At 50.8% G+C, this 13989-nt stretch carries 12 protein-coding genes; 5 read left to right on the top strand and 7 right to left on the bottom strand.

The features are described from left to right. Nucleotides 1-368: 368 nt before the first annotated feature. The 7 genes from Q0499_RS03565 to Q0499_RS03535 all read right to left on the bottom strand — a co-directional run bounded on the left by Q0499_RS03565 (nt 369) and on the right by Q0499_RS03535 (nt 8525). Nucleotides 369-1235 (bottom strand): type II toxin-antitoxin system PemK/MazF family toxin, encoded by an 867-nt coding sequence (locus Q0499_RS03565; RefSeq protein WP_299196093.1) that lies wholly within the window; start codon nt 1233-1235, stop codon nt 369-371. A gap of 394 nt (nt 1236-1629) precedes the next feature. Then, nucleotides 1630-2733: a hypothetical protein gene (locus Q0499_RS03560; RefSeq protein WP_299196091.1), complete on the bottom strand. Its 1104-nt coding sequence runs from the start codon at nt 2731-2733 to the stop codon at nt 1630-1632. Nucleotides 2734-3336: 603 nt separating this feature from the next. Beyond that, entirely contained in the window at nt 3337-4191 is an 855-nt protein-coding gene (locus tag Q0499_RS03555) for a 3-hydroxybutyryl-CoA dehydrogenase (RefSeq protein WP_299196089.1), read from the bottom strand. 182 nt (nt 4192-4373) lie between these two features. After that, on the bottom strand, nt 4374-5678 hold the full coding sequence (locus tag Q0499_RS03550; protein ID WP_299196087.1) for a uracil-xanthine permease family protein: 1305 nt from the start codon (nt 5676-5678) through the stop codon (nt 4374-4376). Between the two features lie 12 nt (nt 5679-5690). Then, nucleotides 5691-6317, bottom strand: a complete 627-nt coding sequence (gene upp / locus Q0499_RS03545; protein WP_299196085.1) for a uracil phosphoribosyltransferase — start codon at nt 6315-6317, stop codon at nt 5691-5693. A gap of 295 nt (nt 6318-6612) precedes the next feature. After that, nucleotides 6613-7377 carry a ParA family protein gene (locus Q0499_RS03540; protein WP_299196083.1) on the bottom strand — a complete coding sequence of 255 codons (765 nt, stop codon included), beginning with the start codon at nt 7375-7377 and terminating at the stop codon, nt 6613-6615. Nucleotides 7378-7481: 104 nt separating this feature from the next. Beyond that, nucleotides 7482-8525 carry a DUF2333 family protein gene (locus Q0499_RS03535; RefSeq protein WP_299196081.1) on the bottom strand — a complete coding sequence of 348 codons (1044 nt, stop codon included), beginning with the start codon at nt 8523-8525 and terminating at the stop codon, nt 7482-7484. Nucleotides 8526-8885: 360 nt separating this feature from the next. Between Q0499_RS03535 and aroQ the strand changes: the two genes are divergently transcribed. The 5 genes from aroQ (at nt 8886) to Q0499_RS03510 (ending at nt 13940) form a co-directional block, all read left to right on the top strand. Further along, the gene (aroQ, locus tag Q0499_RS03530) at nt 8886-9329 is read left to right on the top strand and encodes a type II 3-dehydroquinate dehydratase (RefSeq protein ID WP_299196079.1); all 444 of its coding nucleotides are present in this window, start codon (nt 8886-8888) and stop codon (nt 9327-9329) included. A 29-nt stretch (nt 9330-9358) separates the two neighbouring features. Next, on the top strand, nt 9359-9802 hold the full coding sequence (gene accB / locus Q0499_RS03525; protein WP_299196077.1) for an acetyl-CoA carboxylase biotin carboxyl carrier protein: 444 nt from the start codon (nt 9359-9361) through the stop codon (nt 9800-9802). A gap of 25 nt (nt 9803-9827) precedes the next feature. After that, the gene (accC, locus tag Q0499_RS03520) at nt 9828-11171 is read left to right on the top strand and encodes an acetyl-CoA carboxylase biotin carboxylase subunit (RefSeq protein ID WP_299196074.1); all 1344 of its coding nucleotides are present in this window, start codon (nt 9828-9830) and stop codon (nt 11169-11171) included. 105 nt (nt 11172-11276) lie between these two features. Further along, on the top strand, nt 11277-12170 hold the full coding sequence (gene prmA / locus Q0499_RS03515; RefSeq protein WP_299196072.1) for a 50S ribosomal protein L11 methyltransferase: 894 nt from the start codon (nt 11277-11279) through the stop codon (nt 12168-12170). A 12-nt stretch (nt 12171-12182) separates the two neighbouring features. Then, nucleotides 12183-13940 (top strand): DUF3426 domain-containing protein, encoded by a 1758-nt coding sequence (locus tag Q0499_RS03510; protein WP_299196070.1) that lies wholly within the window; start codon nt 12183-12185, stop codon nt 13938-13940. Nucleotides 13941-13989: the final 49 nt, after the last annotated feature.

The raw sequence follows: 13989 nt of genomic DNA, 5'->3' as shown, positions 1-13989 counted from the left end.
GAAACCGGCCTTTCCCTCCTCTTCAATCTTGATCTATTGCTTAAGTAAGTGCCATTCGGCTTTGACCCCTTTAGCTCGTTGACCCCTTTAGCTCGACCCCTTTAGCTTTGCGGACCCGCATGCAGGGTGTTTGGGGGCTGAGGGTTAGAGACCCTCGGCTACCCGATTACAAGTTGATTTAGCAGGAGGTTCAGCGTTGAACGCAAAAAGCCACCCGAAGGTGGCTTTTCTTGGAACTTCTTTTAGCAGCGAGCCGTTTCCGACAAACACCTCAGTTTGAGCTGCGTCCACTGAGGCTATATCTCTTACTAGGTGAGCTTTCGCTCTCGGATGAGAGTATAACACAAAGCCTCGTTCCTACAACAATGCTATTTTGTATATTCTTCAAGCATGCTCCAAAGCTCGGCATTTCTCGTTTCAAGACCCTCTATCTTATTGTTTTTACTTGCTATTTCTCCATTAAGCGAGTCTATCTGCTCATCCTTAGATTCGATAGAACGAAGGATGTTATCGCCACCAACAGCCGTAAAAACAGCTTTCTTTATGTTTACAACGTCATCATTTGACAGCTTCTTTTCGACTCTATAGTCGTATAGTCGCTTACCTTCATCCGTATTGAACCTAACAGGGAACAGCCTATGGCCCGATACATATGATATAGCAGCAGTTTTTGCGAAGCACGTTGGGTTGTTAAAAGTGACCAAATCAGGTGGTAAGCTGGTTATTCCCACAACTGTCCGATGATCCTTTGCCTTATTCCCTTTACTTATAGGAACTACCAAGGCAGGATCTTCCTTGTTTGACAAGACAACCACCAGCCTACGCTTAACCATTTCATATGGAAGCTTACCGTTGAAATTTGAAATGGTTGTGGACGGTTGATCTCCAAGAGATATATCTTGTGAGAAATAACCAAAGTCACACTCTAAAAGTCGCCCCCGAACCAGCTTACTGCCATTAGAGCTATGTTTTTCTGAAATCGATTTTGGCAGGTATTGCAACGGCGAAATAGTTATTTCACATGCAATAATTTTATTCTCAGTATCGTGTACCGTATCAATTTTTTCTACTTTCCAGAATTTGATTTCGCTAGAAGTGAATTCCTTTCGAATAAAAATATTCTGATCAACTGGGTCATGCGGCAATTCGCGAACGGCAATATCAGATGAAACTTCCTCACCTAGAACTACTGCAGGCTCCTCCGCCTTTAAAAAAGTCACTTTGATAGTAGTCATATTGTCGTATATCACAGTTACTAGTCAGATTAAAAATACCACCCAACCACCTGAATTATAATGATTTATATAAAGATTCGACTTTGGAAAAACACGACAGCTTGTCGTATATCTGCAGAAATACGACAAAATGGTCATTGTTAATAATTATTTGCATTTACAATCCCTAATGCAGCGGTTATTCAGTCCTTAATTTGTTGATAATTACATAGAATTGCCCGGCTGAAAAGATTCATTAGCGCAACAGCTCAGAGGGATAAACTGAACCTTGTTTTCTCACCCCCCCTTTGATAGTTGTAAGACTTTTGTTGGCTATCGCTTTTCGCTTTTTCTAGCGAGTCGCGAAGCGACGTTCTAGCGACTCGCTAGCGGCGCAGCCGCGGTCTGGTCTTGTTTAAACAACCATATCGATCTGTTGCAAGGTGCCTACTTCACCGTTTTCACTGAAATAGACACCGCTGTTTCTGACGGTGCCGTTGTGCTGATTGTCCTCCCCTTTTATATCAAAGGGGGTTGCGCTGGCACCCAGATAGATTGCACCGATATCGCGGTCTTTCAGCGTTTCCAGAGAGTCCGTATCCGCTGTTTTATTCCAGATCAGCAACTGATCAAAGATTGAGTCGGCTTCGTCGATATAGCCATTACCATCCTCATCGTAGTCGGCCAGTTCGGCAAAGCCATCACCGGTGCGGGCGCCAAACAGCTCTGATCCATCATTGATGATGCCATCATTGTTGCGGTCCAGCGCCAGCATGCCGCTGTTTCCGGTGAGATAACTGATCAGCTCCTGATCGCCATCGGCATCCAGATCGAACTCAAATTTGTCATTGCTGAGATCCGCATAGTTACCTTCAAAATTGAGGATCAGCGGGTCTGTGAATACTAACTCCTGGGTCTCTTTATATTCCCGGGTAGCACTATAATTACGCTCCATCTCCAGACTGAGATTAAAGTCAATTGACTGGCCATCAGCGGTGTTTACGGTGCCGCAGCTGTTGAAGCGGGTGCACTCATACTCTTCAACTGTTTCGCTGACATTGAGCTGCAGCCTTAACATCCGGGGCTTTAGCTCGACAGAGGGGCTATCCCCGGATAGCTCTGCAAACCTGAACGCTGCGGAATCCATCTGTGATAAAGGCTGTGGCAAAAGCTGAGGCAGAGGCTGTGACGGAAAGTCAGGCTGAATCGCCTTTAACAGACTTTGCCAGAGCCGTGCCTGAGTAATATTTTCCTGGTTCTGATAATCATCGCCCTCCACTGTCTGAAAAAAACCACGAAAGGGGTTTATCGGTGATGCTGATCCGAACGACAACCGGTTCGCTGAGTCCGTGTCCGTTGCTGCTCCGTCTCCTACCGCCTGCGACCGGGCTATCAGCGCTTCCAGTTGTGCAACAAACTGGCTGCCCTGCCCTCTGTCATCCAGACTGCGGGTAATCCCCCGGAACTCTGATTTCTCATGTTCAACACTCATGTTTATATAACTACTGTTTATAATCATGCTCTTACTCCTTTTTCAGGCAATAAAACCCCGGGCCCCCTATTTTAAACAGGCAGTTATCCATTTATTCAGGGCGCAAAAATCCCGCTCAGGCATTCAGCCAAGCTGTCAATCACGGGCATCATTGAATGAGGAACAGAGTTGCCGCTATAGCTCTGATTTTTTGGCCACAACCCCCCCTACCGGACAGATAATCCAGTAAACGGTTCCTCCTCAGACAAACGCTGTTGGTTAAAAATTCACGATTGTTTTATCTCGCCGATAGTTCCCCCCCCATCTATAACTATCTGAAACCCAAGCTGTTATTGGCCGATAGCCCAGCCGCAGCAGACGCTCGCTGGCCGTCAGACTGTTCATTTCAGCCATAACAAAGCAACGTTTCAGTCGTTAGCTGTTAATTCAGTAACCTTAGCAACAGCAAGAAACGGGCCTGATCGATACAGAGGGATGCTGGGAGAAAAACAAAATGGGGATAACTCAAGAAAAGAGGTTCGATAACATTCAGATAACGATGCCTGTAAAAGGATCTGTTATGAGGGGTAACAGGTTAAATAAAAAAGCGCCCTGAGCGGGCGCTTTTATCCAGTCAGCAACCTTTAGCTATCAATTGTCATACTGATAAAAACCGCGTCCGCTCTTGCGGCCCAGATAGCCGGCATCGACCATCTGTACAAGCAGCGGACAGGGACGGTATTTGGAATCTTTGAAGTTATCGTAGAGCACTTCCATAATGCTCAGACAGGTATCCAGACCGATCAGATCTGCCAGCGCCAGCGGCCCCATCGGGTGGCTCATACCGAGCTTCATCACGGTATCGATCTCTTCCGCTGACGCCAGGTTTTCATAACGACAGAACACCGCTTCGTTGATCATCGGCATCAGAATGCGGTTGGAGACAAACCCCGGCGCATCATTCACATCCACCGGAACTTTAGCCATATCCAGCGACAGCTGTTTAACCGCATCAAACACGGCATCATCGGTTTGCAGGGCGCGGATAATCTCCACCAGCTGCATCATCGGTACCGGGTTCATAAAGTGCATGCCGATCACTTTACCGGGACGGGAGGTGACCGCCGCTAACCGGGTGATGGAGATCGATGAGGTATTGGTCGCCAGAATCGCATCGGGTTTACAGACTTCATCCAGTTTACGAAAGATATTTTTCTTAATCTCTTCATCTTCACTGGCCGCCTCAACCACAATATCCACCGCGGCCATCGCGGCCATATCGGTGGTTTGCTGAATACGCGCCAGCGCCTGATCCGCTTCGCTCTGCGTCAGCTTCTCTTTATTCACCATCCGCGCCAGACTGGCACTGATGGCTCCCAGCCCACGCGCCAGCGCGGCATCATTGAGATCATAAAGTACCACATCAAAACCGGAGACTGCCGCAACCTGAGCGATACCACCGCCCATCTGACCTGCACCCACCACACCAAAGCTGTTAATCGTCATTTCAGGTTATCCTCTTCAAATCAGCCGACAGTGTTCCATTATTGGCTAATAAATTCAACAAAAAATACGGGTATACCCCTACGGCAATCTTACACACCCTACAGGCTTGCAAATACCTCAGCCAAAAAAAAACCGGCCTGAGCCGGTTTGGTTTTAATTTGCACTACTAAACAGAGAGGACGTTATTTGCCATGATCCACCAGGTCATCCACGACGGCCTGCTCTTCGTGTAGGTCATAGGCGGGTTTCGCGCCCGGCAGAATCAGGTTAAGCACTATCGCGACAACGCCGCACAGACTGACACCCTGCATGCTGAATTCGCCCTTACCGATCACCATGCCACCGATACCAAACACCAGGGTGGTGGCGACAATGACCAGATTACGCTGCTCTGCCAGATCAACTTTCGCTTTGATCAGGGTGTTCAGACCCACTGCAGCGATGGAGCCAAACAATAGGATCAGGATACCGCCCATCACCGGCGATGGGATGGTTTGCAGCAGAATGCCGAACTTAGCTACAAAGGCCAGCAGAATGGCAAACACCGCAGCCCACACCATGATCATCGGATTAAAGGAACGGGTTAGCATCACCGCGCCCGTGACTTCGGAGTAAGTCGTGTTTGGCGGCCCACCGAATAACGCCGCAACCGAAGTTGCCAGACCATCACCAAACAAAGTGCGGTGCAAGCCAGGCTTCTTAATATAGTCCTTGCCAGTCACATGACCAATCGCCAGGACATCGCCGACATGCTCAACCGCTGGCGCGATCGCCACCGGAATCATAAACAGGATCGCCTGCCAATTGAATTCCGGTAAAACAAAGGCGGGCACCGCAATGAAAGCGGCGTCAGCCACGATCTGATAATTCACCATACCGAAGAAGTTCGCCATGATATAACCAACCACCACCCCGGCCAGAATCGGCAGCAGACGAAAGATCCCTTTACCAATACTCGCCACCAGCAGTGTTGTCAGCAGTGCCGACATCGACACAATCATCGAATCAAGGTAGGGAAACAGCTCAATACTGCCATCCCCCGCTTTACCCATCGCCATATTCACCGCCACCGGCGCCAGACCCAGACCGATCACCATAATAACCGGGCCCACCACCACGGGTGGCAATAAGCGATGCAGGAAACCCACACCCCGGAACTTAACCCCCAGCGCCAGCAGCATATATACCAGACCGGCACAGAACAGCGCCCCCAGTGTTGCCGGCATGCCCCAGGTTTGGGTGCTGTAGATAATCGGGGCGATAAAGGCAAAGGAGGACGCCAGAAACACCGGCACCTGACCTTTAGTCACAAACTGGAATAACAGGGTACCTAAACCGGCGGTAAACAGGGCGACACTCGGGTCCATTCCGGTGAGCAGCGGCATCAGCACCAACGCACCAAAGGCGACAAACAGCATCTGCGAACCCGCCAGCACCGTGCGCCATAACGGCTCGCTGCCATCCAGGGTATCATGCATATTATTCATCTCAGACATTCCTTACTTAGTGCCAAAAATCTTATCACCGGCATCGCCCAGGCCCGGAATAATATAGCCGTTCTCATTCAGATGACTGTCCACCGCCGCTGTATACAGCTCAACATCGGGATGCGCCTCGTTGACCGCTTTAATCCCTTCAGGGGCTGCCACCAGCACCAATGCCTTAATATCGTGACAGCCGGATTTTTTTAACATATCAATCGTGGCGTTCATTGAACCACCGGTTGCCAGCATCGGATCGATGACCAGTGCCAGACGTTCTTCCATATCACTGGTGAGCCGTTCAAAATAGGTGACCGGCTGCAGTGTTTCTTCGTCACGATACAAGCCAACCACACTGATCTTAGCGCTGGGAATCAGATCAAGTACGCCATCCAGCATGCCGATACCGGCGCGCAAAATCGGCACCACTGTGACTTTCTTGCCCTTGATCTGCTCACCGGTCATCTCGCCACACCAACCTTCAAACTGATAGGTTTCGGTTTTCAGATCCTTGGTGGCTTCATAGGTCAACAACGCGCCGACTTCTGCCGCCAGCTGCCGGAACGCCCGGGTGCTGATATCAGCAGCCCGCATCAGGCTGATTTTGTGTTTTACTAAAGGGTGGTTGATCTCATGAATCTGCATCAGGGAATCTCTCTTAAAGCACCGGTGAACTGAAGCCTCAACCGTTGGCAGCTCACTAATACCTTGTTGCTGATAGCTGCCAGCGGACTAAGCCCTAAAATTTAAAACATGATACCCCGAGCTAGGCAGAAAGTCTTAGACCAGAGTCAGAAAAATCGATCCGCTGATACGGTCTTGCATCTCCCGCTACAAACCAAAAAAAAACGCACTTCAAAAGTGCGTTTCAGATGTAATAGCCGAATCACACTGTCGGTAAACTGCCAGTGAGATTCGAATACTCAGATGCCTGACCCGGTTAGCCATGCAATTCGTCATACAGCGCCAGAAATTCCAGCGTGAGTTTATGTTTTGGCGCAAAGTAGATCAGCGGCATACTTTCATTGTGGGACTCTTTCATCTTCACCGATGAGGAGATCATCGCTTCAAGCACCGGCAGATTATCCTCTCTCAGCATATCGACAATGGTTTTCGAGGCGTTGGCCCGGGGTTGATACTGGTTAACCACAATACCTTCGATGGTTAACTTATCGTTATGGTCCTGCTGGGTTTCCTGCACGTTATACATCAGGCTATAGAGCGCTTGTCTGGAGAACTCATCACAGTCAAACGGAATCAGGCAGCTATCTGCCGTACAGAGTGCCGAGAGGGTATAAAAGTTAAATGCCGGTGGCGTATCAATATAAATGGCATCATATTGATCCAGATTGAGCAACGCATCACGCAGTTTATAGATCTTGTGTTTGGCTTCCAGCTTGGCATGCAGATCACCCAGCTCCGGGCTTGAGGGCAACAGATCCAGGTTTTCATACACCGTGGGGTGGATAAAATCGGTGATCTCTTTCGGCCGCACCTGAAAGCTCAGGGTCTGCTCAAAAAAGTCTTTGATATCACCGACCGTCTCGTTAACCAGCTCGCCCAGCAGATAGTGACTGGTATTACATTGAGGGTCCATATCAACCACCAGCGTTCGCTTACCTTTACTGGCGCTGATCGCTGCCAGGTTAGTACTGATACTGGACTTACCCACACCACCTTTCTGATTAAAGACCACCCGGATCATACAGTTTCCTTCGATATGCGCTTACGGCAAGCGGCTGAATAATATTTCTGAGTAACAATAAACCCTGTTCTGACTGACCCCTTCAAAACATAACCCGCTACAGCTTAACCCTGCTCAAGCAAGGTACGCAGATCAATAATGGCGGCGTTAGCACGGGAGATATAGGAGGCCATCACCAGCGAATGATTCGCCAGCAGGCCAAATTCATTACCGTTCATAATCATCGGGCTCCAGACGGTTCCCTGGGTTGCTTCCAGCTCACGGATAATCTGGCGCAGGCTGATGAGGGCGTTTTTCTTCTCCAGCGCATCAGAGAAATCAACCTCAACCGCCTGCAGCAGGTGGATCAGCGCCCAGGCGGTTCCCCGGGCTTCGTAAAACACATCATCAATTTCCAGCCAGCCGGTTTTCACTTCCAGCTCGGCGGCATTGTTGGTTGACTGACGGGCGGTAGATTCGCCTGCCAGATCGGTATTCACCCGTTTCTGCCCCACACTGGCACTCAGGCGCTGGGACAAGCTGCCCAGACGGGTGGAAACATCCGCCAGCCAGCCGCGCAGATTATCGGCACGGGCATAAAACTGGGCATTCTGCTGCTGTGGATCTGACAGACGCGCCTGATAAGCCCGCAGGTATTTCAGTGACTTGTTATATTCACCCTCACTGGAGGGCAGCAACCAGCTATTATTATCGAAGTGCAACAGCGGCTCAGCTTCTTTCAGATCGACATCTTCGGTGGACTGCGACTGAGAACGGCTGAAATCTTTGCGCATCGCCCGGGACATATCCCGCGCCTGCACCAGCACACCGAACTCCCAGTTTGGAATATTATCAAGCCAGATTCCCGGAGGTGTGCGGTCATTCGACAGATACCCCCCAGGCTTTTGCATCAGCGTCTCGGTAATTCTGATCAGCGTTGATACAGTGGCAGAACCGACAATTTCCTGCTCTGTGCCCTGAGCGGTCTGCACCACAACAGGCTTAACCTCGAACGGAGCCGGCTCCTGACTCCACCAGATACCCAATCCCAGGCTTACCAACAGATAGAGACCGAGCAGAACCAAAACAGGTCGTAAAAGTTTCACCCGGCCAACCGTCCCGGTCAGCTTATCCCAGAATGTGAACCACAACCGCTGTAACATTTCCATGGTATTTCCTTTAGCCAGAAAGCGCTTATTGCACTGCAATATGTCCGATTTGTCTGAGCGGGTCAATGCTGACCGCGCTGTAAATAGTTGATCATTATAGTATCACTGATAAGCTTAGATTTAATCAGTGAATATCACTGCGCACCCGCCGCTAAGAATTACTGTAATAAAACGGTGCATAATAGCCTTACATAGATCTAAATAAAGCAAACTATGATCAGAAACCATCCAGAACGTCGGGAAAACTGATGATAAAACACAATAAGTCGTAAAGCTGTTTACACTGTTTCGCTTTTCCGGCAAACTACCCTACTTTTATACCCATCGGACGTGATCTTGCGTCATATAGGCTAATGTTTAATGGCTAAGATACTGCTTCTTAACGGTCCAAACCTCAATCTGCTCGGTACTCGCGAGCCGGAAGTTTACGGTGCCGACACCCTGCAGGATGTTACCCAACGCCTTTCCACCCTTGCTCAGCAAGCGGGTCACCAGATTGAGTGCCTGCAAAGCAATGCGGAGCATGTGCTGATTGAACGGATCCACCAGGCCCGTGTCGAACAGGTGGATTTTATACTGATCAACCCGGCGGCATTCACCCATACCAGCGTTGCACTGCGTGATGCATTGTTGGGCGTGTCGATCCCTTTTATAGAGATCCACATCTCCAATGTGCATGCCCGTGAAGCGTTTCGCCACCACTCCTATCTTGCGGATGTGGCTGTAGGTGTTATCTGTGGGCTGGGCGTCCAGGGTTATGAATTTGCATTACAGTCCGCCATTAAGCGGATTGAAAAACTTTAACATCTGACTTTATAGAGAATTTCATTCGTATGGATATTCGCAAAGTAAAAAAACTGATCGAGCTGCTGGAAGAATCAAATATCAATGAGATTGAGATTCATGAAGGCGAAGAGTCCGTGCGTATCAGCCGCGGTTCCAATGTTGTTGCTGCACCTCAGTATGCTCCTGCGCCAGTTGCTGCTGCACCGGTAGCCACTGCACCTGCACCTGCTGCTGTCGTAGCGGCTCCGGCGTCCAGTGACAATGCAGTATTGTCACCCATGGTGGGGACGTTCTACCGTTCACCATCACCCACCTCTCCGTCTTTCATCGAAGTCGGCCAGACCGTTAAAGTCGGCGACCCTATCTGCATCGTTGAAGCGATGAAGATGATGAATCAGATCGAGTCTGACAAAGCCGGTGTTGTTGAAGCAATTCTGGTAGAAGACGGTCAGCCGGTTGAGTTTGATCAGCCACTGGTAATTATCGTTTAAGCTATCCACCAGACAGGTTCACAACATGCTAGAAAAAGTTGTTATTGCCAACCGGGGTGAAATCGCACTGCGTATACTCCGGGCGTGTAAAGAACTGGGCATCAAAACGGTTGCGATCCACTCCACAGCAGACCGTGATCTGATGCATGTTCGCCTTGCTGACGAAGCCGTATGTATCGGCCCGCCGCCCTCAGCACAAAGCTATCTGAACATCCCTGCTATCATCGCAGCGGCAGAAGTGACTGACGCAATGGGTATCCACCCGGGCTACGGTTTTCTGGCTGAAAATGCCGACTTTGCCGAGCGCGTAGAGAAAAGTGGCTTTGCCTTTATCGGCCCGAAAGCGGAAACCATCCGCATCATGGGCGATAAGGTCGCCGCCATTGAGGCGATGAAGAAAGCCGGTGTGCCAACGGTACCGGGGTCTGACGGCGCACTGCCGGAAGATAACGATTACATCATCGACGTCGCCCGCAGAATTGGTTATCCCGTGATTATCAAGGCAGCCGCTGGCGGCGGTGGCCGTGGTATGCGCGTGGTACACAGTGAAGCCAGCCTGCTGAATGCCGTGTATGTCACTAAAGCGGAAGCGAAAGCCGCGTTTGGTGATGAAACGGTCTATATGGAGAAGTTCCTCGAGAACCCTCGCCATGTTGAAGTTCAGGTGCTGTCTGACGGCCAGGGTAATGCGATCCACCTGTATGACCGTGACTGCTCCATGCAGCGTCGTCACCAGAAAGTGGTTGAGGAAGCTCCGGCTCCGCATCTCGACCCTGACGCCCGCGCCAAAGTATTAAAGAGCTGTGTGGATGCCTGCCTTGCGATTAACTATCGTGGCGCCGGTACCTTCGAGTTCCTCTACGAAGATGGTAACTTTTACTTCATCGAGATGAATACCCGGGTACAGGTTGAACACCCAGTATCCGAGATGGTAACCGGTATTGATATCGTCAAAGAGCAGCTGCGCATCGCTTCAGGTATGCCACTGTCATTCAAGCAGGAAGACGTCAGACTACTGGGCCACTCAATAGAGTGCCGGATCAATGCTGAAGATCCGAAAACCTTTATGCCCTGCCCTGGTACTGTTAACCACTTCCATGCGCCTGGCGGCATCGGCGTGCGAGTGGATTCACACCTGTACAACGGCTATACCGTGCCTCCGCACTATGATTCACTGATCGCCAAGCTGATCACCTACGGTGAGGACCGGGCAACCGCGCTGCGCCGGATGGAGATTGCCCTGGACGAGATGGTCGTTGAAGGTATTCGCTGTAATATCCCACTGCACCAGACAATCGTTCGTGACTCTAATTTCGCCAAAGGTGGAGTTAACATCCACTATCTGGAAAAGAAACTGGGTCTGAACTGATTCTGAAACACTGCATACGCTATAAAAGGCCTCCCTATGGAGGCTTTTTTTCGTTTGCCGCTCTTGCTATAAAGACTACATATCGTTGGTTATAAGGAAAATAAGATGCCCTGGTTACAGATCAAACTGGATGTCCTGCCTGATAATGCTGATCAGTACGAAGACCTGCTGCTCGCTGCTGGCTGCGCCGCCGTAACCCTTCAGGATCGTGAAGACACACCGATCTTTGAACCCGACCTGGGAACCACTCCCCTGTGGAGCAACACCGTACTGACCGGGCTGTTTTCGGCTGATCACGATCTGGATGCCACTCAGGCATTTCTGCATGAATCCCATGCTCAGCTATTCCCCAACGCGCCCTTTCCTATGATGAAAACAGAGATTCTGGAAGACAAAGACTGGGAACGGGAATGGATGGATAATTACCACCCGATGAAGTTTGGTAACCGCCTGTGGGTGTGCCCCAGCTGGAAAGCGGTACCCGAACCCGATGCCGTCAACCTGATGCTCGACCCCGGTCTGGCGTTTGGTACCGGAACCCACCCCACCACAGCGCTCTGCCTGGAATTTCTCGATTCACTTCAACTGGATGACAAACAGGTGGTCGATTATGGCTGCGGTTCCGGCATTCTGGGGATCGCCACCCTGCTGCTCGGTGCCAACCATGTTACCGCCGTGGATATAGACCCTCAGGCACTCGATGCCAGTCTGGATAACCTGCAACGCAATAATCTGCCTAAAGATCGCCTGCAGGTATATTTCCCGGAACGGGCACCTAAAGACCAGGCCGATCTGGTAGTGGCCAATATTCTTGCCGGGCCGCTGGTGCAACTCGCCCCGACCCTGACGTCACTGTGCAAAACCGGCGGTCAGCTAATTCTCTCCGGACTACTGGCAGATCAGGAAGCCGAACTGCGTGACGCCTACAGTGGCGCATTTGATCTTGATCCGGTCACCGAGAAAGAGGGCTGGATCCGTATTACCGGTATTAAGCGCTAACCGGGCCTTAACATGCGCCACAACATCATCACCGAATGCCCGGCCTGCCACACGCGCTTTCAGGTCACCCAGGGGCAGCTGAAAATTGCCAGCGGCAAGGTGCGTTGTGGTGCATGTCTTGACGTGTTTAATGCTCAGGTTCATCGCTGTGATGATCTCCAGGACATTATTGACAGCCCTGTTGACGACCCTGAGAATCACCCGTTTAGCAATTCCCTTGAGGACTTTTTTGAAGGGCATCCGGGTGATCTTATGGCTCAACTGGAGCAGCCGGAGCCGCTATTTGAGCACTCCGATGCTTTGGACCAGCGTCATAAAGACCCGCTGTTTGATGAAATTGAGATCCCTCCCTTCAGTCCACCTGCCCGGCCTGCTGAGGGGTATGATAAACGTTATGCACAACCTGATATCGGACCTGATATCGAACCTGATATCGAACCTGATATCGAACCTGGGCCGATAGAAGAATCGATAGCAGAGCCGATAACGCAAGCCGCTGAGCAGACTCACGATCAAGACTCAAAACAACAACTCCCTGAACAACTGCCCGGGCAACTCACACAGCGGGTAACTCAACAGCAGGTTGAGCCTCAACCCGAATCGCTATATGAGCCGCCGCAAACATATTTTCAACCACCGCCGGAACCGCTGTATGAGCCAAACTATAAGTCAAACTTTGAGCCACAGCCGGAAGCGGCATTTGAACCACTAACAACGTCTCAAGCAGAACCGCTGCCTGAATCCATACCTGAACCAAGCTCTGAACCAAGCTCTGAACCAAGCTCTGAGCGCCAGCATGAATCCGATGAGGCGCTATGGCAAACAGATACCGATTTCGCAGAGATCACTGCAGCACCCTCTGAGGTACAGGAGCAGACTCCTGAACTCAGGCAGGAAGAGGGCCAGACACACCCTATCGCTAACGATGAGGAAAATCTGGATCAGCCAGTCAGTGAGCTACTACAAGGCACAGCGCACCCTGAGCCAGAAGAACAACTGCAACAAATCTCATTAATTGACGCAGAACCTGAATCAGTACCCAAACCCGAACCCAAATCAGAACAGAAACAGGTACAACAGCCAGAACAAGCAGCAGAACAGGCCCAAGAGCCTCTGTCAGAGTCGAAGCCGGACCCCACGCCGGAGCCTGACAATGATTCAATCTCGGCCAACGACGCTATCCGCCTGCCGCCTGCGGCGAGTACCGTCAACTCACAGCCACGTACACCCTTTCGTGCCGAACCGGTGATGATCCGGACAACCCGGGAGAAGCCCCGTTTCAGAATCGGCTGGGCGGTTCTCTCCTTGCTGGCAATCACCCTGCTGGCCGGGCAATACCTCTGGTTTAACCGCCAGCAACTCAGCAGCTATGCTGAACTAATCCCGCTCTACTCACTGGCATGCCAGCATCTGCCCTGTCACCTTGATACACCGATCATGCTGGATCAGATAAGCACCCGCAAACTGACCATCATGCAACACCCCGACTATCAGGGAACCCTGAGCGTCAATCTATTACTGGAAAACCAGGCGGAGCTTGCGCAACCCTTTCCGGCGATTCAGCTATCCTTCTCCGACCGGCTGGGCACGCTGATTAGCCAGCGACTATTTCAACCTGCAGACTACCTGGACACCGACCTGGATAACACACTGAAGATACCTGCCAGACAAACCGCAGAGATACATTTCGACATTCTCGATCCCGGTCGTCGGGCACTCAGCTATGAAATCGCCTTAAAGGCGCCAGCACCCCAGAACAAAGGGCTGTAAGCGATTAAAAAACGCCCCTTGCACTCTGCTGACTGCACTTTACGCCATT

Source organism: uncultured Amphritea sp. (assembly GCF_937127095.1).
Lineage (GTDB): Bacteria > Pseudomonadota > Gammaproteobacteria > Pseudomonadales > Balneatricaceae > Amphritea.
Note: the sequence above shows the minus strand (reverse complement) of the source record. Positions and strands in the feature narration are given on the sequence as shown.